This window comes from Streptomyces sp. PSU-S4-23, assembly GCF_055632315.1.
In genome coordinates, this window is record NZ_JBVMUU010000002.1 from 6633945 (window position 1) to 6656208 (window position 22264).

Genomic DNA, 22264 nt, shown 5'->3' on the forward strand with positions numbered 1-22264 from the left:
TGAAAAGGCAGGAAATGCGGTGAGTACGGGGCGGCCGGTCCGGGCACCGGCGGCCGGTCGGGCAAGGGGCCCGGCGGGCCGCCGGTTTCAGGTCGGGAGGATCAGACGGCGGCGGGGGCGTTGAGCTGCTCCCAGGCCATGTAGCCGCCCAGCACGTCGGAGACGTCCTCGTAGCCGCGGTGACGCAGCAGGCTGGCGGCGATCGAGGAACGGAGGCCGCCCGCGCAGTGCAGGACCAGCGGCCGGTCGGTGGGGATCTCGTCGAGGCGGCGCGGCAGCTCACCCAGCGAGATGGGCAGGGCGCCCTCGATGGATCCGCTCGCGTCGCGCTCTCCGCAGTTGCGCACGTCGATGACGACCGGGGGCTGCTCCCCCTTCAGGGCATCGCGCAGCTGCGTGGCGGTCAGCCGGCTGGCGGGAACGACCTCGTCGGCCGCGGCGATCAGGGCGTCCTCGGGGCTGCGCAGGTAGCCCGCCACGCGGTCGAAGCCGATCCGGGCGAGCCGGGTGACGGCCTCCTCCTCGCGGTTCTGCGGCGCGATGACCAGCAGCTCCTGGCCGGGCTCGAGTACGGTGCCGACCCACTCGGCGAACCGGCCGTCTTCGGGCACGTTGACCGCGCCGCGCAGGTGTCCGGCGGCGTATTCCTCCATGCTGCGGGCGTCGACCACCACCGCGCCGGCCGCGCGCCGCTCCATGAACTCCTCCGTGGTCAGCGGTCGCGGCGCCGCGGCCTCGTTGTACAGCTCCCGCTCCTTGCGGTTGAGGATCGCGTCGTAGACGAAGTACCCGGGTGCGGAGGGCTGCCCGGCGGTGACGATGGCGATGAACTCGGCCTCGGTCATGGGGGCGCAGGCGTAGTTGGTGGCGCGCTGCGCGCCGATGGTGGACTGCTTCTCGTTCGAGAGGTTCTTGCCGCAGGAGGACCCGGCGCCGTGGGCGGGGAAGACGCGGACCTCGTCCGGCAGGCCCATCAGCTTGTTCTGGACGCTGTCGTAGAGCATGGCGCCGAGCTCGTCGGCGGTCACGCCGATCGAGGCCAGCAGGTCGGGACGGCCCACGTCCCCGATGAACAGGGCGTCGCCGGTCAGGACCCCGTACGGGACGGTGTCGTCGGCGTGCTCGTAGACCAGGACGCTGATGGACTCCGGGGTGTGCCCGGGGGTCTCCATGATCTCGAGGGTGACGTCGCCGAGGGCGACGCGGTCGCCGTCGGTGAACTTCCGGACGGCGTATTCCGTCTCGGCGCGCTGGCCGTAGCCGATCCAGGCTCCGGTGCGGGACGCCATCTCCAGGTGCCCGGCGATGAAGTCGGCGTGGAAGTGGGTGTTGATGACGCCGACGACGGTGTAGCCGCGCGCCTCGGCGTCGGCCAGGTACTCGGAGATGTCCCGGCGGGGGTCGACGACCACGGCCTGGCCGGTGGTCTCGTCGGCGATCATGTACGAGGCCTGGGAGAGGCAGTCCAGGTAGTACTGGGCGAAGAACACGGATACCTCCGTCTGGAAGGGGTCTCTATACCCCTAGGGGTATAGGTGCGGGTGTGCAGGGGGAGGGCTCGGCCGGCCCGGGAGCAGGCACCGCCACGACGGCGCGGCCCGCGCGGGACGCGGGCGCGGGTGGCGCCGGGAGTGACGGGAGTGTCGGCTCCTGCGGGTCGTCTACACCGGCCGCCCCTCGGGCAGGCCGGAAGCCGCGGCGGACGGCGCGGACAGCGGGGAGTGCTGCACACCGTAGAGCTCCACGTCGCGGGTCATACTTTCCTCCAGATACCCCCTGGGGTATTACGCCACCGACGGTAAAGGCTGGTTATCGGGCTTGTCAAATACCCTCCGGGGTATTTACCCGAGGTTTAGAACAGAAGCACCAGCCCTTGGCCGCCGTCGACTCTCACCCGTTGCCCGTCGGTGAGCCGGGTCGTGGCCCGGCCGGTCGCCATGACCGCGGGGATGCCGTATTCGCGCGCCACGATCGCGGCGTGGGACGCCATGCCGCCGGTGTCGACGACGACGGCCGCGGCCCTGCGGAACAGCGGCGTCCAGGCGGGGCTGGTGTAGGGCGCCACCAGGACCTCGCCGCTGCGCAGGCCGCCGAAGCCGGCCTCGTCGTGGACGATCCGCACCGGGCCCTCCGCGACGCCCGCGCTGCCGGGGGTGCCGCGCAGCACGACGCCCGCACCCGCCTCGGCGGGGGTCGCCGCAAGCGGTACGAGCGGTGTACCGGCGAGCCGTGCGCGCGCCGCCTTCCGGCGTGCCGCGTGGGCGCGCAGTTCGGCGCGGAGGGCGGGGGACGGCGGCCAGGTCCCGATGCGTTCGAGCTCGTCCAGACGCAGATGGACGATGTCCTCGGGGCCGTCCAGCGCCTTCGCCCCGGCGAGCCTGCGGGCCGCCTCCCGCAGGGCCTGCCGCATGGTGGGCAGGGGCAGCATGGCCAGGAAGCGGGTGTCGTCGCGCACCTGCTGGAACCACCGGGCCTGGCCCAGCAGTGCCCGCACCGCCGTCCGCAGAACGGGCGGGCCCAGACGCAGCAGGGGGCGGGAGAGCAGTTCCCGCTCGGCCCCGGCGGCCGGGCACGGGCCCTCCCGCGGCGGCGGCCGCGAGGCCAGCGCCGTCAGCAGCGAGAGGACCACGTCGGGCCGCTCGCGCCACGTCGGCTGGGACACGAGGAGCGGGGTGACCGTGTCGCGGTGCCCGTAGCGGTCGAGGAACGCCTCGACATCGGCGAGGAACGACGGAGCCGACGCCCTGAGAACGCCGGGCAGCTCGCCGGCGGGGTGGCGCGCGAAGGCGTCCAGGAGGCCGGGGTCGGCGCGGACGGCGGCGGCCAGGTCCTCCAGGGCGCGGTTCGCCTCGGAGGTCAGGGTGTCCACTCCGGTCAGCAGCGCGCCCAGCAGCCCGCGCCGGCGCAACACGCACAGCAGCGCGAACAGCCCCGCCAGCGCCAGGCCGGTGCGGGGCAGATAGCGCAGCCGCAGCACCAGCACCTGGGCGGCGATGCGCGGCCCTTCCCGCAGCACGGCGAGCAGTTCCGGCCAGGAGCAGCCGCGCAGGTCCCGTTCCCGCAGAGCCCGGGCGCGCTGCCGCGCCGCGTCGAGGAGCGGATCCGACCTCCAGCGGCGGGGGTCGTACCGGGCCGCCGCGCTCACGAGGTGCACCGGTGCCGTCAGCGCGCGCCACGTGGGCCGCGGCATCGGGAACTCCACGCGGGCCACCACGGCGTCCTCGCCGACGAACATCCGGTCCAGGGGCGGCAGCGCGAACCCGGTGACGCGGGCCGGCTTCTCGAACAGGCGCACAAGCGGGCCCACCCACGCGGTGAGGTCGATCGGGTACGGCCGCACCGGCACGACCTCCGCGAGCATCGGGGCCACGAGGCGCTGGACGCGCCCCGGGGTGACGGGCTGCTCCGGCAGCGCGGTCACGGGGCGTGTCTGCAGGAGGTGGACGGTGCCGCCGGCCCAGGCCCACTCGATGTCCTGGGGCCTGCCGAAGTGCCGCTCCACCCTCCTGGCCAGCCGGACGAGCCGCCGCACCGCGGGCGCGGGCAGCCCGGTCGCCGGGCGGTCCCCGGCCACCCGCTCGGTGCCGCCGACGGCGCGCGGGCGGACGAGGACCTCGCCGCCTCCCGCGCTGTGGGCGACCACACGCGCCCGCCGCCGGGTGTCGACCACGATGTGCTCGGGGGTCACCAGTCCCGCGACGACGGCCTCGCCGAGCCCCGGACTCGCGTCGATGACCACCGTGTGCCGGTCGCCGGTCACGGGGTCGCAGGTGAAGGCGACCCCCGCGAACTCGGCGGGCACCATGCGCTGCACGACGACGGCGATCCCGGCCCGGCGGTGGTCGATGCCGTGGCCGGCGCGGTAGTCGATGGCGCGGTCGGTCCACAGGGAGGCCCAGCAGCGGCGGACCGCGTCGAGCAGGTCCCGCTCACCGACGACATGGAGGAACGTGTCCTGCTGGCCGGCGGACGCCGCCCGCGGCAGATCCTCCGTGGTGGCGCTCGACCGTACGGCGACCGCGCCGCCGCCCAGTTCCCGGTACGCGGCGTACACCGCCGCACGCACCGCCCCGGGGACCTCGGCGTTGCGCACGGCCGCACGGACGGCCGCGCCGTCGGCCGTGCCGCGGCCGTGCCGGCCTGTGTCCGGGGGCCGGCAGGCCGCGGTCGTCACCACGAATCCGGGCGGCACCGGGAACCCGGCGCGGATCAGTTCGCCCAGGTTCGCGGCCTTGCCGCCCGCGAGCTCCACGTCCGCGCGGGTCACCCGGTCCAGCGGGACCACGTAGTCGGTGGCGGTCATCGTCTCGCCCTCACCTCGTGCCGGGCCGGGGCGGCTCGCGGCGTCCCACTCCAGGATCGCCCGGGGCGGCGCGGGGTGCCGGGTGACCACCCCCGGTGCGCGGGCCTCGGCCGACCCGCTCCCGGTGCGCGGGCCTCGGTCGACCGCTCCCGGTGCGCGCGGGGTCAGGTGTCCGTGCCGGGCGTGGTGAGGGAGGCGAGGGCCGCGTCGAGGCGCCGGGTGGCCTCCTCGGCGACCGGGCGGATGGCGTCGAGTTCCGTGAGGGCGACCATCGTGCCCGGGTCCAGGGCCTGGACCACCGTGCGGTCTCCGTCGGCGCGGACGACGACGTTGCACGGCAGGAGCAGACCGATGGTGCGGTCGGCCTGCAGGGCGCGGTGGGCGAGCGGCGGGTTGCAGGCGCCGAGGATGACGTAGTCCTCCATGTCGAGGTCGAGCTTGGCCTTCAGGGTGGCTGTGACGTTGATCTCGGTGAGGATGCCGAAGCCGTGCTCCGCAAGGGCTTCGCGGACCCGGCTCACGGTGGTGGCGAAATCGGTGTTCAGGCGCACTGTGCGGTCGTAGCGCATGAGGGCTGCCCCTTTCCGGAAACAGATCGTGTCAGGTGGGAGCGGGTGTTCCAGGTCACTCGAGGTACTCGGGAGTTGGCCGGGATTTAACCATGGCTGGAATACCCCAAGGGGTACTCATGTTAGTGTCAATTACATACCCCCGGGGGTAATTTCCGTATGAAAGGAAGTGTCACAGCGTGTTCTTCGTGGACACCGTAGAGGTGGCGGGGCTCGGCAACCGCAGCTACCTGGCCGGTGGCGACAGGACTGCGGTGGCGGTCGATCCACCACGCGACGTCGACCGGATGATCGCGGCGGCGGCCCGGCGCGGGGTACGCATCTCGCACGTCGTCGAGACCCACATCCACAACGACTATGTCACCGGAGGTCTGGAGCTGGCCCGTCTCACCGGCGCCGCCTACCTCGTGCCTGCCGGGGCCCGGGTGGACTTCGAGCGCATACCGGTGCGCGACGGGGAGACCACGGTCGTCGACGCCGAGGCGGGCGTGTCCCTGCGGGCGATCGCGACCCCCGGCCACACGCCGCACCACACCTCCTACGTGCTCCAGGACGGCGGGGCGGCGGTCGCCGTGTTCACCGGCGGCTCGCTGCTGATCGGCACGGTCGGCCGGCCGGATCTGGTCGAACCCCGGCTGACCGAGGACCTCGCCCGGGCCCAGCACGCCTCCGCCCACCGGCTGGCCGCCGAGCTGCCCGACGCGACGGCGGTGCTGCCCACCCACGGCTTCGGCAGCTTCTGCTCCTCCAGCCAGGCCGAGGGCACGGACACGACCATCGGCAGGGAGAAGACGGCCAACGAGGCGCTCACGCAGGACGTGGACAGCTTTGTCGCCGGCCTCCTGGCCGGCCTGGACGACATCCCCGCCTACTACACGCACATGGGCCCGGTGAACGCGGCCGGCCCCGCAGCGGTCGACCTGACCCCGCCCGCGGTGGCCGACGCCGAGGAGATCGCCGCCCGGCTCGCGGCGGGGGAGTGGGTGGTGGACCTGCGCAACCGGGTCGCGTTCGCGGCCGGGCATGTGGCGGGTTCGTTCAACTTCGAGGCCGAGGGACAGCTGGCCACGTACCTGGCCTGGCTGATCCCGTGGGGCAAGCCGGTGACCCTGCTGGCGGAGTCCGCCGAGCAACTGGGCGCCGCCCAGCGGGAGCTGGTGCGCGTCGGTATCGAGCGTCCGGCGGCCGCGGCCACCGGCGAGCCGTCCGCCTGGGTGCGCGAGGGGGAGACGCCGGCCTCCTTCCCGCGGGCCACGTTCGCCGACCTGGCGGGCCGGCGCCGCGGCGAGGGCGTCGTCGTGCTGGATGTGCGGCGCGACTCCGAGCGGGCCGACGGCTTCGTCGAGGGCTCGGTCCACATCCCGATCCACACCCTGCACCGCCGGCTCGACGAGGTGCCGGAGGGCGAGGTCTGGGTGCACTGCGCGGGCGGCATGCGTGCCGCCATCGCCGCGTCCCTGCTGGACGCGGCCGGCCGCAGCGTCGTCGCCGTCGACGACGCCTATGACAACGCCGAGAAGGCCGGACTCACCGTCCGGAACGACTGATCGGGCATCGGCACGACGCCGACTCGCCCGAAGGGAGAAGCAACACCCATGAACGTGTTCCACCCCGGTCCCGACCGGGTCACCATAGCCGAGGCCGTCGAACGCACCGGTCCCGACACCGCCGGCCGGGCCGTGTTGCTGGACGTGCGGGAAGCGCTCGAGTGGCAGATGGGCCATGCCCCGTGGGCGGTCCACGCGCCCTTGTCGGGACTGGCCGGGGGCTCGCCGCTGCCGCCCGAGGCGCAGGGGCGGCCGCTGGTGGTGATCTGCCGTTCGGGCGGCCGTTCCCAGAAGGCCGCCGAGCTGCTGGAGGAGCGGGGCGCCCAGGTGGTGGACGTGATCGGGGGAATGCAGGAGTGGTCGCAGGCCGGGCTGCGGGTCGTGGATGAGCGGGGCGAGGACGGCACGGTCGCGTGAGTGCTGTGATCCTCGCTCTGACAGCCGGGGCCGTCATCGGCCTGGCTCTCGGGGCGCTCGGGGGCGGCGGCAGTGTGCTCGCCGTCCCCGCCCTGATCTATCTGCTCGGATTCAGCCCGGTCGCGGCGACCACCGGGAGTCTCGTCATCGTGACCATCACCTCGGTCACCGCCCTGTCGGCGCATGCCCGTGACGGTCATGTGCGCTGGCGCACAGGGCTCCTGTTCGCGGCGGCGGGCATCGGCCCGGCGATGCTGGGCAGCGTGGTCGCCGCGCGGCTGCCGGCGGCGGCGCTGACGGCGGCCTTCGCGGTGGTCGCGGCGGGCGCCGCTCTTCGGATGCTGCGCGTGCGGCAGGGGCCGGAGACCGCCGGGCCGGTGCGGCCGGGCCGTGCGGCGGCGGCCGGTGCGGGGCTCGGCGCCGTCACCGGCATCCTCGGCGTGGGCGGCGGGTTCCTCGCCGTGCCGGCGCTGGTGGGCGTCCTCGGCATGCGGATGCGGGTGGCGGTGGGCACGAGTCTACTGGTGATCAGCGTGAACTCGGTGGCCGCGCTCACCACCCGGGTCGGCACGGTCGAGCGGCTGGACTGGGCGATCATCGGCCCGTTCATCGCGGCCGCGATCCTCGGCGCCTGGGACGGCAAACGGCTGGCCGCCAAGGTGTCCGGGCCCACGCTGCAGCGCATCTTCGCCGTGGTGCTGCTGGCGGTCGCCGCGTTCATGCTGATCGACTCGGTGCTGTGACGCACCCCGGTCCGCCCGGCGACGGCCGCCGGCGGGCGCGGTCACGCCAGCGACAAGAACAGCTTCTCCAGACGGGCGCGCAGCTCGTCGACGGTCTCGCCGTCACCGCGGCCGGATTCCATGCCGGTGACGCACTGCTGCAGACCGGTGGCGATGATCGCGAAGCCGGCCCGGTCCAGGGCGCGGGAGGCGGCGGCCAGCTGCATGACGACGTCCTCGCAGTCGCGGCCCTCCTCGATCATGCGGATCACGCCGGAGATCTGGCCCTGCGCGCGGCGCAGCCGGTTCAGCACGGCCTTCAGATCCGTGTCCACCAGGTCCAGCTGCATGACCACTCCTTGAAACGCCCGTTCGGGGAAATACCCATCGGGGTACTGTACGACGTCCCGCATCGGGACAGCATCGACGATAAGGACACAAGGGGATTACTTCTGCCATGACCGCTCCTGTCCCTGTGACCCTCGCCGCCGGCCAGGCACGCACCCGGCTGCACGAGCTGACCGTCATCGACGTGCGCACGCCCGGCGAGTACGCCTCCGGCCACCTGCCCGGCGCCCTCAACATCCCGCTGGACGCCGTCGAACGCGCGCTGCCCGACATCCGGGACGCCGCCGAGCGCGGCGACGTGCTGGTGGTGTGCGCCTCCGGCGCCCGCTCCGAGAACGCCTGCAGGCTTCTGGCCGAGCACGGGATCCCCACCGCCGCGCTCGCCGGCGGTACCGGCGCCTGGGCCGCCGAGGGCCACGACCTCCACCAGCCGGCCGCCCACGGCGATCGCGCCACCTGGAACATGGAACGCCAGGTCCGCTTCACCGCCGGCGCGGTCGTCCTCCTCGGCCTGGCCCTCGGACTGCTGATCCACCCCGCCTTCCTGCTGCTCTCGGCCGGCATCGCCGGCGGACTGGTGTTCTCCGCCCTCACCAACACCTGCGGCATGGCGGTCATGCTGGCCAAGCTGCCCCACAACCGCCCCCGCGCGGCCGACCTCGAGGCTGTCCTCGCGCAACTCCGCAGCCGCTGACCCCGCCTGCCGCCCGGGGCCGGGGGACGCGCGTCCCCCGGCCCCGGGCGGCTCAGCCATCCGTGCGCCGCCCCCTCACACGACGTCGCCCTCCAGCAGCCGGGCCAGGGTGGCGCGGCCCCGGGCGACGACCTCCTCGTCGCCGTGCGGCACGCCCCAGGAGACGGCGCTCGCCGCGTCCACCGCGCACAGACAGCGCAGCGCCGCCTCCTCGGAGGCCGTCAGCCGGCGCCCGAAACCCTCGAAGAAGGCGGTCCTCAGCCCCGGGTCCTCGGCCCAGGGCCCGCAGACGAGCCGGACGACGTCGAAGACCGCGGCGTGCGGCCGGGCCCGTTCCAGGTCGACCACGGCGAGCGCGCCGGGCCCGGTGTCGTACAGCCAGTTGCGTTCCTGGAAGTCGCCGTGGACGTAACCGGCCGGCAACGGGCCGAGCAGCGCCAGCGCGGCCGCATGCCGGCGTACGGTGTCCCGCTCCCGCGCCCCGATCAGGTTCCCGGCGCGCTCCAGGTGGACCTCGGCGTTGCGGGCGGCGCGCTCGACCTCGCCCGCCGCCTCCGCATGGTCCCGGGCGGTCAGGTCACGGGCGTCGCCGTGGAACCGGCGCAGCCATGAACCCGCCCTGCGGTGCAGGGCCCGCCGCTGGGCCGGAGCGAGCGCGAGGGCCGGTACGGCGCGGCCGGGGACCGCGGTCAGCAGCAGGGCCCGGTGCCGTGCGTCGGTCTCCACCAACCGCGGCACCGTGCCCCGTTCCAGGGAGGGGGCCGCTTCGCGGTAGGCGCGGGTCTCCCGGGCGTAGAACTTCGGTGTCGGCGCCACCTTGAGGAAGGTGCGGCCGTTGGCGGACGTCAGCTCCCAGACGCGGGACTCGGGGCGGGGGTGGGACACGTCCCGCACGGACCGGACGGGCCCGACGACGTCCTCGGCCCACTCCGCCAGGGCGGGCGGGATCGGGGTGTGCGGGGTCATGCGCCCCACCTCGGTGCCGGGCGTGATGTGGACGGACGGCCGCCGAGGCGGGTACCACCACGGCCCGTCTCGGTGCGGGCCCCGGCGTCAACCGCGTGCCCGGCGGCGGCGGGCCGTACGGGCCGGTTCTCGAACAGGGGGCGAAGGACGGCAGGGGCGGGGACGGGGTTCATGATTCCTCCAGGGTTCACGCCGATGCGGACAAGCGACCGAACAACCGCCCTGATCATGGACTCGTAACGGGTGCGCGGGAGCTAATTCTCGGACAAAGATTCGGGATGCCCGTGTCCGGCCGGTCGTTCCCGGTGAAACGGCGCGAGCCCCTGCGTTCGATTCCCCCGTGTGGTGACCGGTGACCCGGCCGGGGGGTTGCGCGCACCCTGGTTGACGGGTCGTCAGCTGCTGCCGGTGGCCGGTGGCCGGTGGCCGGTGGCCGGTGGCCGGTGGCCGGTGGCCGGTGGCCGGTGACTGGTGCGGGTGCCGGCGGCTGGTGTCCGTGCCGGCGACCGGTGGCGCCGGCCGGTGGTCCGGCTCGCCGGCTCACACCGGTACGTGCTCCAGCAGGCGCAGCAGATCCCCCGTCGCGTCCAGGGCCCCCAGCGCGGGCAGCGCGCCGAGCGCGAGCGTCGTCGCCGCGAGCGGCCACAGGGACGGGGGCGGGCCGGCCTGGAGGGCGGCGACGCGGCGGGTGACCGCGTGCCGGGCGAAGCCCAGCGCGCACGGCGGCGGGCGGCGCCCGGCGGTCAGGGCGGCGCGGGCGAGGGCGCGGGCCGTGGTGGTGCGGTCGCCGACCGCGTCGGCCGCCTGTTCGTCCGCCCAGCGCTCCACGAGGAAGGCCACCGTGGCGCGGAGGGGTGCGAGCAGCGGATCGGCCGCGGCGGCGAGCGCGACGGCCCTCGACATCAGCGCGTGCCGGTGCGCGAGATGGGCCCGCTCATGGGCCAGCAGCACCCGGCGCTCCGCCGGTTCGAGGGCGCGCAGCATCCCCGAGGTGACCAGGATCCGGCCCGGCGCGCCGCCGTCGCCGGGGATGGCGAAGGCCTGCGGCACGGGCGAGGCGGCGACGACCAGCTCCGTGTCCGCCGGATGCCCGGCGCATAGGGCCCGCAGCGCGCGGCGCATGACGCGTTCGGCCCGTGCGGTGCGGTACACGCGCACGGCGACGAGGACCAGGGCCGGCACGGCGGCGAGGGCGATCGCCTCCGGGACCGGGTCGGGCAGCCGGCGGCCGTCGTCGTGGGCGTCGGCCACGACCTGTGGCGCCTGATTGACCAGGGTGGCCGCGAGCAGGACGAGGGACCAGGTGGTGGCCGCCGCGGTGAAGACGGCGGACGCGGTCAGCACCCGGGCCGCGAGCGCGGGCGCCACCCGCCGGGCGACGAGCGGGCTGATCGCGGCCAGCAGGAGCGAGAGCAGGATCGGGAGGTAGACGTCGAACCTCATGCGCCGGCCCCGCCGGGAACCCGCGGCCTGTCCGTGGCCCCGCCGAGGAGGTCGCGCAGGGCCTGCTCCTCCTCGGGGCGCAGGCCGGACACGAACTGCTGCAGCGTGGCGATCGGGTCCGGGCCCCGGTCGAGTGCCTTGTGCATGGCCTCGGCGGTCAGTTCGGCCGCGTTCTTCGCGGGCCGGTACGCGCCGCGCCGCCCGTCCACGTCACGCAGCACAAGTCCCTTGTCGTAAAGGCGTTTGAGGATGGTGTGCACGGTGTTGTAGGCGAGGTCGCCGTCGATCTCCGACTGGACCTCGGCCGGCGTGAGTGCCTGCTCGGTGGCCCACAGCGCGGCGAGCACCTCGCTCTCCAACTCCCCGGCGCTGCGTCGTTCCACCCTGCCCTGCGGGCCTCTGCCAGCCATGCCCGCAACCTTACAGTGCGTAGGGGAGTGGTGACCCCGGCCGCGGAAGACGTCGAACGCCCCCGGGGCGGGCCCTGTTCACCCCTGTGGCGCAGTGCCGTCCGCAAGGTGGCCGGATCGCGCCCGGCTCCGCGCTGCACCCCCGGACCGGCCGCGCTAACTTGTCCGTGTTTTACCGACTTCTTTCCCGGCATCCACCGAAACCCTACGGCGTGTAGGGCGAGATGCCCCTACGCTCTGCAGGGGGTGAAGGGTGGTCATGGCGCACAGCTCGCACACCACGCTCGCGGACGTCCGCCGGCTCGCGGCGCCGTCGGTCGCGGGCCTGTCGTGGCGCGACCGCGGCCAGGCCCTGCTCGCCCTCGTCGCGGGCGCCTTCACGCTGGCCCAACTCGTCCTCGTGGGACCGGGTCTGGGACTCGGCTGGGACGAGACGGTATACGTGAGCCAGATCAGCGCCCACGCCCCCGCGGCGTACTTCAGCGCGCCGCGCGCCCGCGGCATATCCCTGCTGGTCGCCCCGGTCACCTCGTGGTCCTCCTCCACGGGGCTGCTGCGTGTGTATCTGGCGGTGCTGTCCGGGGCCGCCCTGTTCCTCGCCCTGCGCTCCTGGCGGGGTGTGTTCCCGGCCCGTGTACTCGCCCTCGGCGGCGCGCTGTTCGCGACCCTGTGGGTGACCCTGTTCTACGGTCCGCAGGCCATGCCCAACTACTGGATCGCGATCGGTGCCCTGGCCGGCACCGGCTGCTTCCTGCGGGCCCACGCGGACGGCACGGACCGGGCGGCCGTGTGGGGACTCGCGGTGAGTGCCGCGCTGATGATGTGGATGCGGCCCACCGACGCCGTCTGGGCGTCGGCTCCGCTGCTGATCCTGCTGCTCCTCGTCCGCCGGTGGCGGCGCCTGCCGCTGCTGCTGGCGCTGGTGGGCGGGCTGGCCGCGGGCGCCGCCGAGTGGATCGCCGAGGCGTACGCCGGCTACGGGGGGCTCTGGCAGCGCCTGTCCGACGGCTCCCGGATCCAGGGCGGACTCGGCTGGAACATCGCCGTCGTCGACCAGGTGCGCAGCCTCGGCGGGCGCGCCCTGTGCCGCCCGTGCACCGGCGACCTGCCCAACCCGGCGCTGACCGCCTGGTGGTTCGTGCTGCCCGTGCTCGCCGCGCTCTCGGCGGCCGTCGCGCTGCGGTCCGGGCGCCCCGCCCGCACCCTGCTGCCGCTGGCCTGCGCGGCGACGGCGGCCATTCCGTACCTCTTCATGATCGGGTACGCCGCGCCCCGCTTCCTGCTTCCCGCCTACGCCCTGCTCGCCATCCCCGTCGCCGATGTGCTCCTCGACGTGGTGACGGCGCCGGACGGCCGGTGGCGGCCGGTCACCGCGACCCTGGTGGCGATCGGGCTCGCCGGGCATCTGGCGGCGCAGTACGCGGTGCTGCACGGCACCGTGGACCGCTCGGCAGCCGACCGGCGGGCCTGGTCCCGGACGGCGGCCGAACTGCACCGGCTCGGGGTCCGGCCGCCCTGTCTGCTGACCGGGAACGAGGCACTGCCGATCGCCTTCTACACCGGCTGCTCCTCCGCCGCGACCAGCGGAAGCAACGCCAACACCACCGCCGCCGGCATCGTGCGCACCGCACGGCTCAAGCCCACCGCCTACCTCGGCACCCCCACCGGCCGCCCTCCGTCGTACGCGCGTGACTGGCCTGTCCACTCCTTCGAGGGCATCCGCATCCGCGTGGCCCCGGCGGCGGGGGGCGGGCGCCGATGACCCCTTCCCCGGGCACGGACGCGGCACCCGCCGTGCCGGTGCCGACCGCCACCGCCGCCCCTCGGGTGCGCACACGGGCCCCCTGGCACGTCGCCGTCACCCTTGCCGTGTTCGCCTGCGCCGTGTTCCTCGCCGGGCACCACTGGCCCGTGATCGAGGCCGGCGCCGAGCGGCTGGCGGGCGCCGACCCGGGCTGGCTGCTGCTGGGCGCGACCGCCACGGTGGCGACGTGGGCGTGTTCGGCGCTCGCCCAGCAGGGCGCGGTGACCGAGGCACTGCCCGCGGGGCGGCTGCTGGCCGTGCAGTTCGCGGCGTCCGCGGCCAACCATGTGCTGCCCGCGGGACTCGGCGCGGGCGCCGTCAATCTGCGCTTCCTGACCCGCAGCGGACTGTCCGTGCCCCGCTCGGCGGCCGCGCTCGCGGTCAAGGCCGCCGCAGGGGCCGCGACCCGCGGCGCGCTGATCGCCCTCCTCGCGCTCGCCGATCCCGGGCTGCTGCGCCGCCCGGGGCTTTCGACGGTCACGGTGGCCGCCGCCCTCCTGGCGGTGGTCGCCCTCGTGGTGCTGCTGCCCGGGCCGCTGCGCCGCGCCTCCCGGGCGGTGCTCACGGACGTACGCGCGGTGCACCGGCTTCCCGGCCGGGCCGCCGCCCTGTGGGGCGGCTCGCTGGCCTTCGCCTCGCTGCACGCGCTGGTGGTGGTCGCCGTCACCCGGGCCCTCGGGCTGGCGCTCCCGCCCGACCGGGTGGCGCTGGCCTACCTCGCGGCCTCCAGCGCGGCCGTCCTGCTGCCGACCCCCGGCGGTATCGGCTCCCTGGACGCCGCGCTCGCCCTCGCGCTCACGCTCGTCGGAGCCACGGGCAGCGCGGCCGCCTCGGCGGTCATCGGTTACCGGCTGCTGACGGTGTGGCTGCCGCTGGTCCCCGGACTGGTGGTACTGGGCGTGCTCCTACGGCGCAAGGAGCTGTGAGCGACGGCGTCCGTCATCCGCGGGCGCCGTCCTTCGCGGCCCGGCGGGAGCGCATGATCTCCAGGGCGATCGGGATCAGCGAGACCAGGACGATCGCCGCGATCAGCGGCAGCAGATACCGGTCGACGTTCGGCACCGAGGAGCCCAGCGCGTACCCGGCGAGGGTGAGCCCGACGCTCCACAGCAGGCCGCCGGTCACCTGCCAGACGGTGAAGGTCCGCGCGGGCACGTGCAGGGCGCCGGCCATCGGATTGAGCACCGTCCGCACCACGGGCACGAAGCGGGCCAGCACGATCGCCTTCGCGTGTCCGTACCGCTCAAGGAGCTCCTCGGCGCGCCTCGCGCCCTCGTGCAGCCGGGCGGAGCGGCTGCGGGCGAGCAGCGCGCCGCCCGCTCTGCGCCCGAGCAGATAGCCGCACTGGGACCCGGCGAGCGCGCCGGCCGCCGCGGCGACCAGCAGCAGCGGCAGCGACAGCTTCACGGCGTGCCGGTCGGAGCCGGTGCACAGCAGGCCCGCCGTGAACAGCAGGGAGTCGCCGGGCAGGAAGAAGCCGACGAGCAGGCCCGTCTCGGCGAACATCACGACGCCCACGCCCAGCACGCCGAAGGCCGCGAGCAGGGACTGGGCGTCCAGCACGTTCACCGCGAGCTGCGATGCGGGTGAGAGGGGTGTGACCATCGTCGCGCGCCCTTCCGTACGGGAGGCCGGGCGCGGCACGGTGCCACCCGGCGGCTGACTACAGTCATGTAGACCGTCTGTCGAACTGTAGACGACGTCGGCGCCGTGGACGTTCCCCGATCACCGTGACGAGTGAACCGGCCACCACCGGACCCTACTGCCCGGCGCCGCGGACAGCGGTCACCGGCGGCGTGCCCGTGCCGTGCCCGCGTCAGGCCGGGTACGCGTGCGTCTGGACCGCCTTGACGGCGGCCCAGAACGGTGCGCCCGGAGTGAGGCCGAGTTCGGCCGCGGCGACCGTCGTCAGGTCGGCGGCGAGCGGCAGTTCGCCGGTGAGCTCCGCGCGGATCTGGTCGCCGTGGGTCTCGAACCCCGTCACCTCGCACCGCCACACGTTGCGCGCGCTGGAACCGCTCGGCCGGTCCCGGTACAGGGTCACGGCGCACGGCGGGAACGCCACGAAGACGGGCCCGGACAGATCCTCCGTGGTCGTGATCGCGGGCCCCGCGTCGAGCCGCACCGTGTGCCCGTCGGCCGTTCCCCGGTACAGGTTGAGCCCCACGAGCTGGGCGATGTAGTCCGTCCGGGGACGGCGGGCGATGTCCCGGGGCCTGCCCTCCTGGACCACCCGGCCGTCCTCGACGACCACCAGCCGGTCGGCGAGGACCATCGCGTCCAGCGGGTCGTGGGTGACGAGCACGGCCACCGCCTCGAACCCGGCCAGATGGCGGCGCAGCGTGGCCCGCACCTCCAGCCGGGTGCGGGCGTCGAGCGCGGCGAGCGGCTCGTCCAGGAGCAGCAGCCGGGGCCGGACGGCGAGCGCGCGGGCGAGCGCGACACGCTGGGCCTGGCCGCCCGACAGCCGCCGCGGCTTGACGCCGGCGAGGTCGGCGAGTCCCATGCGCTCCAGCCACGTGGCGGCGATCTCCCGCGCCCGGGCCCTGGAGGCGCCCTGGCAGCGCGGGCCGAAGGCCACATTGTCGAGAGCGGTCAGATGCGGGAAGAGCAGATAGTCCTGGAAGACGACGCCGACGGGACGGGACTCGGGCGGCGTACGGTCCAACGCGACGCCGTCGAGCCGCAGATGGCCGCCGGAGAGCGGGACCAGTCCGGCCAGCGCGCGCAGGGCCGTGGTCTTCCCGGCCCCGTTGGGCCCGAGCAGCGCGACGACGTCTCCGGGCGCGGCGGCCAGCGCCAGGTCGAGTCCGAAGGAACCCCGCTCGACGACGATCCGCGCGTCGAGGCCCTCGCCGTGTGTCTCGCCGGCCACCGGGCCGGCGGTCGTGTCGTCGATGTCGGTCATCGTGGCCTCCGTGGCCTCTGCGGCCTCCCCGGCGCGTCGGCGGGCCGGCAGATCCGGGCGGCGGCCGGTCATGACGCCCTCATCCAGCGGTCCCGCAGCCCCGCGAGCACCGCGATGGACACGGCCAGCAGCACCAGGCTCAGGGCGACCGCCGCCGCCGGGTCGTTCTGCAGCGCCAGGTAGACGGCCAGCGGCATCGTCTGTGTGCGGCCGGGGAAGTTGCCCGCGAAGGTGATCGTCGCCCCGAACTCGCCGACCGCCCGTGCCCATGCCAGCACGGCACCCGCCCCGATGCCCGGAGCGATCAGCGGCAGCGTGACCCGGCGGAACGCCGTGAAGCGGGAGGCGCCCAGCGTCGTGGCGGCCTCCTCGTAGCGGCGGTCGGCGGCCCGCAGCGTGCCCTCGACGCTGATGACGAGGAACGGCATCGCCACGAACGCCTCCGCCACCACCACCCCGGCCGTGGTGAACGGCAGTGTGATCCCGAACCAGCCGTCCAGCCATTGCCCCACGACCCCGTTGCGCCCGAGCGCCAGCAGCAGCGCCACACCGCCCACCACCGGCGGCAGCACGAGCGGCAGGGTGACCAGGGCCCTTACGACGCTCCGGCCCGGAAACTCCGTGCGGGCCAGCACCCAGGCCAGCGGCACGCCCAGCACCAGGCTCACGGCGGTGGCGGCGGTCGCGCTCACCAGGGACAGCCGCAGCGCCTGCCACACCTCCGCACTGGTCAGCTGGTGCGGCATGCTGTGCCACGGGGCCCGCACGAGCAGGGCGACCAGCGGCAGCAGCAGGAACACCAGGCCGACGAGGGCAGGCAGCAGCAGCGGCAGCGGTGTGCCCGGTCCGCGCACGCGCCCGCGCGGCGGCCCGCCCGCCAGGGTGTCGGGCGCCGTGCCGGTCGCGTGGGGCCGCGTCATGGCCGGAGGAACCCGGCCCCGGTCAGGACCTCGCGGCCCTCGGCGGACTTCACCAGCGCGACGAACGCCTCGGCGGCCGGGGCGTTGGGAGCGTTCCTGAGCAGGGCGATCGGGTAGTCGTTGACCGCCTCGGCGGACTCGGGGAACTCCACGCCCCGCACCCTGCCGCCGGCCGCCTTCACATCTGTCCGGTAGACGACGGCGGCGTCGGCCTCCTTGAGCTCGACCTTGTTCAGGGCGCTCTTGACGTCCTGCTCGTAGGAGACCGGAGTGAGCCTGAGGCGGCTCGCGTCCAGGGTCTTCTGCGTGGCGGCGCCGCACGGCACCGTCTTGTCGCACAGCACGACCTTCAGGCCGGGCCGGGTGAGGTCCTTCAGGGAGGAGATCTTGTCGGGGTTGCCCGGCAGGGTGGCGATCTCCAGCTGGTTGCGCACGAAGGTGGCGGGCGTGCCGGAGACGCCGCCCGCGTCGGTGACGGTCTTCATCGTCTTGGGGCTGGCCGCGGCGAAGACGTCGGCCGGGGCGCCGCCGGTGATGCTCGCGGCGAGGGCGTCGCTGCCGCCGAAGCTGAAGGTCACCTTCGTGCCCGGGTGTTCCTTCTCGAACTTCTTGCCCAGTGTGGTGAAGCTCTCCTTGAGGGAGGCGGCGGCGAAGACGGTGACCGTGCCGGACGGCTTCGACGACGAGGACGCCGAGGAACCGGATGTCTTGCCGGAGCCGGAGCCGGACGAGGCGGAGCAGGCACTCAGGGCCAGCAGCACGGCGGCCGCCGCACCGGTCACCTGCAGGGTCCGGCGACCCCGGCGTACGGAACGGGTCATCTCGGCTCCACTTCCTCTGCTCGTGCGGAAGGAACCCGGCGGACCTTCCGATGTATCGATCACATTGTCGCAGATGCCAGCTGGAATCCTCCTTCAGCCTGGCACGAGCCGGTTGGGGGGTCTGGAAGGGTGTGCACATGCCATCACGCTCCTGATCCACCCGCCCGGATCGCGCCCCGGATCGCGCTCCGGGGCGCGCACGGAGCCGGCGCGCGGCCCGCGGCACACCCGCTGCTGCGTACGGCTCAGGTCCGGTCGATGTGCACGCTCGTCGACTTCACACGGGCCGTGGCCTCCGTCCCGACCTCCAGGCCCAGTTCCTCCACGGCCTCCCGGGTCAGCAGGGACACCAGACGGTGCGGCCCCGCCTGGATCGTGACCTGGGCGGCCACGTCACCGAGCTTGACGGCGGTGACGATGCCGGGGAACGCGTTGCGCGCCGAGGTGTACGAGGGGACCTCCTCGTCGCCGGTGCGGGCCAGCTCGACCGAGAACGCCGCCAGGTCCCTGCCGTCGATGACGCGGCGCCCGCTCTCGTCTCGCCGGGTCGCCACCCGCCCCGCGTCCGCCCACCGCCGCGCGGTGTCGGGGCTCACCCCCAGCAGACGGGCGGCCTGACCGATTGTGTAGGACTGCATGTGCGCCAAGATAGGCGCACGCACCGCCCCGGCCGAAACAGCCCCGGGGTGACCACCGGCGTGCCGGATCCGTGGAAACCGACGTGGCCGCCCTCACCCGCATGGGAAGATCCGGCGGCATGGGTGTGTCCTGGGCGGTGCGGAGCGTACGCGCGGCGGTGTTCGCCGTCGTCTGCGTGCTGCTCGCCGCCGGGGGCCATGCCCTGGCCACCGGCGCCGTTCCACCGGTGTGGGCGGACGCGGCCGCCTTCCTGCCCGTGTTCGCCGCCGCCGTGGCGCTCGCCGGGCGTGAGTGCTCGCTCCGTGCGATCGCCGCCGCGATGCTCACCGTGCAGGGTGCCCTCCACCTCGCCTTCGCGGCGGCCGGGCCGTCGCATGCGCCGATGCGTATGCCGGGCGTCTCCCACGCCATGCACGCGGCCTGCGAGCCGTGTGTGACGGCCTCCCGCGCAGTCGCCGCGCACCTGGCCGCCGCGCTGCTCGCCTCCTGGTGCCTGCGGCGCGGCGAGGCCGCCCTGTGGTCGCTGCTGCGCAAGGCGGTCACCTTCGTTCCGGGTCTGGTCGCCTGGTGGCGGCGTACGGCGCCGCCGCCCGTCCGCGTCAGAGCACCGCGCCCGCACGGCCGCAGGCGCCATCCGCTCAGGCAGGCACTGCCGCGCCATGCCCTGACCAGGCGCGGCCCGCCCCCGGTCGTCCCGTACGCGATCTGAACCCCCCATTGTCGAACACCAGTACGGAGTGTGCCCAGCCATGTCCCCGATGCGTACCACCCTGCGCCGCGCCGGCACCGTCGGCGCCCTCGCCGCCGCCTGCGTCCTCACCGCGGCGGGCGCGGCCTTCGCGCATGTCACCGTTCACCCCGAGAGCTATGCCAAGGGTGCCGCGGACGGCGTGCTGACCTTCCGGGTCCCCAACGAGCAGGACACCGCCGCCACGACCAAGGTCGAGGTCTTCCTGCCCACCGACCACCCGGTCCTGGGGGTGCTGGTCAGCCCGCAGAACGGCTGGACCGCGCAGGTGACCACCACCAAGCTCAAGAAGCCCGTCACCACGGACGACGGCACCATCACCGACGCCGTCTCCCAGATCACCTGGACCGGCGGGCGCATCCGCCACGGTCAGTACCAGGACTTCGACGTCGCCTTCGGCCGGCTCCCCGACGACACCGACCGGTTGACCTTCAAGACGCTGCAGACCTACTCCGACGGCACGGTCGCCCGCTGGATCGAGGAGACACAGGGGTCGGAGGAGCCGGAGAACCCGGCGCCGGTGCTCCGGCTGACCGCCAAGGGCGGCGCGGAGGAGGTCGGTCCGGCGGCGTCCTCCTCCACCGGCACGGAGAGGACGGGGACCTCCACCACCAAGGCCGCCTCGTCCGACGACTCCACGGCCCGCGGCCTCGGCATCGCCGGCCTGGTGGTGGGCGTCCTGGGCCTGGCCGCCGCGGGCTTCGCGATCGTCCGCGGCCGCACCCGCACCTCGGCGTCCGGGGAGAGCGACGACTGACGCGGTGACGGTGTTGTGTGGCCGCCGCGCTCTCTGGGACCCGGCAGACGCAAAGAGCGCGGCGGCTGCGAGAGCCCATCGTCGTCGGGCACTTGTGCCGACGCGGCCGCCGGGCCGCCACCGCCGGGTGGCCGAGCGCACCATGGCCCGGCTCGGTGGCAGCCGCCGCCGCGCCGGCTACGACGACCGCTAATCGGGTTGCCGCCGGCCGGCCCGGTCGGATAGGAAGCCTGCATGCTGAGGGGCGCCAAGGTCGGGCTCAGGGCCCGGCACGAGGACGACATACCGATCCTGCAGGCCGGGCTCTACGACGACGTGGTCAACCACTCGCGGGCCGACGGCCGGCCGTGGCGGCCGATCACGCCCGGCTCGAAGGACTCGCAGTTCGTGGTGGACGACAAGGAGCAGCGGCACGTCCCGTTCTCCGTGGTGGAGCTGGACGGCGGCACGCTGGTCGGCGACGCGATGCTGTGGAACATCGACAACCACAACCGGTCCGCGCACATCGGTGTGGGGCTGCTGCCGTCCTCGCGCGGCAAGGGCTACGGCACCGACGTGGTCGCGGTGCTGTGCCACTACGGTTTCGTCGTGCGCGGCCTGCAGCGGCTGCAGATCGAGACGCTGTCGGACAACGCCGCGATGCTGCGCTCCGCCGAGCGCAACGGCTTCGTCCGCGAGGGCGTACTGCGCTCCTCAGCCTGGGTGATGGGCGAGTTCCTGGACATGGTGCTGCTCGGGCTCCTCGCCCAGGACTGGAAGCCGGACCCCAGGGTCTGAGCCGCCGCCCGACGGGCACGGTGAGCCGGCCGCCGGGCAGCAGATCGATCGACGCGGGCGCGGCCTGCCATCGATCACGGCGACCGGCCGGCACCTGCCACTGCCACGCCCGCGGTCCGGCCGGATCCGGCGGTCAACTCCCGTCGGCGGGGCGGGGAGCCCACCGTTCCTCGACCTTCGCCAGCCGCCAGTAGGCGAGGGCGGCCGCCCACACGACCACGAACAGCCCGACGATGACGAAGCCCACGTTGCCGAGGTCGAGCCCCGCTATCCAGCCGGTGACCGCGTCCCGCAGGTCGAGCTTCTCGTGCAGGACGCCGACCAGTTCGATGGTGCCGATCAGGAAGGCCACCGCGATCGACAGTCCGGTGATCGTGAGGTTGTAGAACACCTTGCGCACCGGGTTGGAGAAGGCCCACTGGTAGGCGAAGTTCATGAACGTGCCGTCGAGGGTGTCGAACAGGCACATCCCGGCGGTGAACAGCAGCGGCAGGCACAGGATCGCGTACCAGGGCAGTCCGGCCGCCGCGCCCGAGCCCGCCATCACCATCAGCGTGACCTCGGTGGCCGTCTCGAAGCCGAGCCCGAACAGGAAGCCCAGCGGGTACATCTGGCCGGGGCGCGAGATCGTCCTGGTGAGGCGGCCGAGCACGCGGTTCATGAACCCCCGTGAGTCCAGGTGCCGTTCGAGCTCCTTCTCGTCGTACGTTCCCGAGCGCATCGACCTGAAGACCCTCAGGATGCCGGTGAGGGCGACCAGGTTGAGGGCGGCGATGAGGTAGAGGAACGTGCCGGCCACCGTGGTCCCCATGAAGCCCAGGACCTGGTGGGTGTGAGAGTTCTCGTTCGTGACCCGGTCGGCGAGCTGGGTGCCGGCCGCGATCATGACGGCCAGCAGGACCACCACGCTGGAGTGGCCGAGCGCGAACCAGAATCCGACGGACACCGGCCGCTTGCCGTCGGCCATCAGTTTCCGGGTGGTGTTGTCGATCGCGGCGATGTGGTCGGCGTCGAAGGCGTGCCGCATGCCCAGGGTGTACGCGGTCACACCGAGCCCGATGCCGAACGCCTTGGAGCCGACGGCGTAGTGCCCCGGCACCACCAGGAGGAACAGGATCCCGAAGGCGACCACGTGCAGGGCCGCGATCAGCGCCAGCAGCGCGGCGGTTCGCAGGGTGTCCTCGCGCCGCCACCGGAAGGACGCAGGGTTGGGCAGGGTCATACGGTCACGCTCCAGCACCTCGTGGATCACTTCGTGAGATGCCGTGGCCGGTCTCCTGGCTGACGGATCACCGCGCCCGTCCCAGCCTTCCCGGCCGCGTACGGCCAGTGGCGCCACCCGCGAACGGGCGGCACGGAACGGGAACTCCCCGATCACAGTGGCGAGGGCCGCTCCGGCCTGAGCCCCTGAGGGCTTTCACCGGTCTTCCCGAACACCACGGCCCGCCCACCTTAGGGCGGACCCCGCAAT

22 protein-coding genes and 1 riboswitch are annotated in these 22264 nt (G+C 74.0%); of the genes, 9 read left to right on the top strand and 13 right to left on the bottom strand.

Going from position 1 to position 22264, the window contains the following annotated elements; all coding sequences use genetic code 11:
* Positions 1 to 101: 101 nt before the first annotated feature.
* The 3 genes from ACZ79I_RS30180 to ACZ79I_RS30190 all read right to left on the bottom strand — a co-directional run bounded on the left by ACZ79I_RS30180 (position 102) and on the right by ACZ79I_RS30190 (position 4872).
* Positions 102 to 1490: a rhodanese-like domain-containing protein gene (locus tag ACZ79I_RS30180; RefSeq protein WP_471501315.1), complete on the bottom strand. Its 1389-nt coding sequence runs from the start codon at positions 1488 to 1490 to the stop codon at positions 102 to 104.
* 362 nt (positions 1491 to 1852) lie between these two features.
* Positions 1853 to 4303, bottom strand: a complete 2451-nt coding sequence (locus ACZ79I_RS30185; protein ID WP_471501317.1) for a PEP/pyruvate-binding domain-containing protein — start codon at positions 4301 to 4303, stop codon at positions 1853 to 1855.
* 164 nt (positions 4304 to 4467) lie between these two features.
* Positions 4468 to 4872, bottom strand: a complete 405-nt coding sequence (locus ACZ79I_RS30190) for a DUF302 domain-containing protein (RefSeq protein ID WP_471501319.1) — start codon at positions 4870 to 4872, stop codon at positions 4468 to 4470.
* Positions 4873 to 5051: 179 nt separating this feature from the next.
* Here ACZ79I_RS30190 and ACZ79I_RS30195 point away from each other — a divergent pair, with 179 nt between their 5' ends.
* From ACZ79I_RS30195 to ACZ79I_RS30205, 3 genes are read left to right on the top strand one after another with little or no spacing between them, the layout of a single operon-like run.
* A complete protein-coding gene (locus tag ACZ79I_RS30195; protein WP_471501321.1) occupies positions 5052 to 6419 on the top strand; it encodes a rhodanese-like domain-containing protein in 1368 nt (455 codons plus the stop codon).
* Positions 6420 to 6467: 48 nt separating this feature from the next.
* A complete protein-coding gene (locus ACZ79I_RS30200; RefSeq protein ID WP_471501323.1) occupies positions 6468 to 6836 on the top strand; it encodes a rhodanese-like domain-containing protein in 369 nt (122 codons plus the stop codon).
* Positions 6833 to 7579, top strand: coding sequence for a sulfite exporter TauE/SafE family protein (locus ACZ79I_RS30205; protein WP_471501325.1), 747 nt, complete (start codon positions 6833 to 6835; stop codon positions 7577 to 7579). The genes ACZ79I_RS30200 and ACZ79I_RS30205 overlap by 4 nt, the downstream gene beginning before the upstream one ends.
* Positions 7580 to 7620: 41 nt before the next feature.
* Here the strand turns inward: ACZ79I_RS30205 and ACZ79I_RS30210 are convergent, their stop codons facing one another.
* Positions 7621 to 7908 carry a metal-sensitive transcriptional regulator gene (locus tag ACZ79I_RS30210; RefSeq protein ID WP_471501327.1) on the bottom strand — a complete coding sequence of 96 codons (288 nt, stop codon included), beginning with the start codon at positions 7906 to 7908 and terminating at the stop codon, positions 7621 to 7623.
* A 107-nt stretch (positions 7909 to 8015) separates the two neighbouring features.
* On the opposite strand from ACZ79I_RS30210, the gene ACZ79I_RS30215 reads away from it, so the two are divergent.
* A complete protein-coding gene (locus ACZ79I_RS30215; protein WP_471501329.1) occupies positions 8016 to 8600 on the top strand; it encodes a rhodanese-like domain-containing protein in 585 nt (194 codons plus the stop codon).
* A 75-nt stretch (positions 8601 to 8675) separates the two neighbouring features.
* On the opposite strand, the gene ACZ79I_RS30220 is transcribed toward ACZ79I_RS30215, so the two are convergent.
* The 3 genes from ACZ79I_RS30220 to ACZ79I_RS30230 all read right to left on the bottom strand — a co-directional run bounded on the left by ACZ79I_RS30220 (position 8676) and on the right by ACZ79I_RS30230 (position 11419).
* A complete protein-coding gene (locus tag ACZ79I_RS30220; protein WP_471501331.1) occupies positions 8676 to 9566 on the bottom strand; it encodes an aminoglycoside phosphotransferase family protein in 891 nt (296 codons plus the stop codon).
* Between the two features lie 540 nt (positions 9567 to 10106).
* Positions 10107 to 11009: a M48 family metalloprotease gene (locus ACZ79I_RS30225; protein WP_471501333.1), complete on the bottom strand. Its 903-nt coding sequence runs from the start codon at positions 11007 to 11009 to the stop codon at positions 10107 to 10109.
* Positions 11006 to 11419 carry a BlaI/MecI/CopY family transcriptional regulator gene (locus ACZ79I_RS30230; protein ID WP_471501335.1) on the bottom strand — a complete coding sequence of 138 codons (414 nt, stop codon included), beginning with the start codon at positions 11417 to 11419 and terminating at the stop codon, positions 11006 to 11008. The genes ACZ79I_RS30225 and ACZ79I_RS30230 overlap by 4 nt, the downstream gene beginning before the upstream one ends.
* Before the next feature lie 259 nt (positions 11420 to 11678).
* On the opposite strand from ACZ79I_RS30230, the gene ACZ79I_RS30235 reads away from it, so the two are divergent.
* Together ACZ79I_RS30235 and ACZ79I_RS30240 are read left to right on the top strand one after the other, a co-directional pair.
* Positions 11679 to 13181, top strand: a complete 1503-nt coding sequence (locus ACZ79I_RS30235) for a hypothetical protein (protein ID WP_471501337.1) — start codon at positions 11679 to 11681, stop codon at positions 13179 to 13181.
* Positions 13178 to 14149, top strand: a complete 972-nt coding sequence (locus ACZ79I_RS30240; RefSeq protein ID WP_471501339.1) for a lysylphosphatidylglycerol synthase transmembrane domain-containing protein — start codon at positions 13178 to 13180, stop codon at positions 14147 to 14149. Before ACZ79I_RS30235 ends, ACZ79I_RS30240 begins: the two co-directional genes overlap by 4 nt.
* A gap of 13 nt (positions 14150 to 14162) precedes the next feature.
* On the opposite strand, the gene ACZ79I_RS30245 is transcribed toward ACZ79I_RS30240, so the two are convergent.
* The 5 genes from ACZ79I_RS30245 to ACZ79I_RS30265 all read right to left on the bottom strand — a co-directional run bounded on the left by ACZ79I_RS30245 (position 14163) and on the right by ACZ79I_RS30265 (position 18510).
* Positions 14163 to 14828, bottom strand: a complete 666-nt coding sequence (locus tag ACZ79I_RS30245) for a DedA family protein (protein WP_471501341.1) — start codon at positions 14826 to 14828, stop codon at positions 14163 to 14165.
* A 211-nt stretch (positions 14829 to 15039) separates the two neighbouring features.
* Positions 15040 to 16131 (bottom strand): ABC transporter ATP-binding protein, encoded by a 1092-nt coding sequence (locus ACZ79I_RS30250; RefSeq protein ID WP_471505314.1) that lies wholly within the window; start codon positions 16129 to 16131, stop codon positions 15040 to 15042.
* Positions 16132 to 16199: 68 nt separating this feature from the next.
* The gene (modB, locus tag ACZ79I_RS30255) at positions 16200 to 17051 is read right to left on the bottom strand and encodes a molybdate ABC transporter permease subunit (protein WP_471501343.1); all 852 of its coding nucleotides are present in this window, start codon (positions 17049 to 17051) and stop codon (positions 16200 to 16202) included.
* Entirely contained in the window at positions 17048 to 17872 is an 825-nt protein-coding gene (gene modA, locus ACZ79I_RS30260) for a molybdate ABC transporter substrate-binding protein (RefSeq protein WP_471501345.1), read from the bottom strand. The genes modB and modA overlap by 4 nt, the downstream gene beginning before the upstream one ends.
* A gap of 245 nt (positions 17873 to 18117) precedes the next feature.
* Positions 18118 to 18510, bottom strand: a complete 393-nt coding sequence (locus tag ACZ79I_RS30265; RefSeq protein ID WP_471501347.1) for a TOBE domain-containing protein — start codon at positions 18508 to 18510, stop codon at positions 18118 to 18120.
* Between the two features lie 101 nt (positions 18511 to 18611).
* Here ACZ79I_RS30265 and ACZ79I_RS30270 point away from each other — a divergent pair, with 101 nt between their 5' ends.
* The 3 genes from ACZ79I_RS30270 to ACZ79I_RS30280 all read left to right on the top strand — a co-directional run bounded on the left by ACZ79I_RS30270 (position 18612) and on the right by ACZ79I_RS30280 (position 20793).
* Entirely contained in the window at positions 18612 to 19220 is a 609-nt protein-coding gene (locus tag ACZ79I_RS30270) for a hypothetical protein (protein ID WP_471501349.1), read from the top strand.
* A gap of 40 nt (positions 19221 to 19260) precedes the next feature.
* Positions 19261 to 20016 carry a YcnI family copper-binding membrane protein gene (locus ACZ79I_RS30275; protein ID WP_471501351.1) on the top strand — a complete coding sequence of 252 codons (756 nt, stop codon included), beginning with the start codon at positions 19261 to 19263 and terminating at the stop codon, positions 20014 to 20016.
* Positions 20017 to 20250: 234 nt separating this feature from the next.
* Positions 20251 to 20793, top strand: coding sequence for a GNAT family N-acetyltransferase (locus tag ACZ79I_RS30280; RefSeq protein WP_471501353.1), 543 nt, complete (start codon positions 20251 to 20253; stop codon positions 20791 to 20793).
* Between the two features lie 133 nt (positions 20794 to 20926).
* Here the strand turns inward: ACZ79I_RS30280 and nicT are convergent, their stop codons facing one another.
* Entirely contained in the window at positions 20927 to 22015 is a 1089-nt protein-coding gene (nicT, locus tag ACZ79I_RS30285) for a Nickel transporter NicT (RefSeq protein WP_471501355.1), read from the bottom strand.
* Between the two features lie 28 nt (positions 22016 to 22043).
* Positions 22044 to 22249, bottom strand: a riboswitch (cobalamin riboswitch).
* Positions 22250 to 22264: the final 15 nt, after the last annotated feature.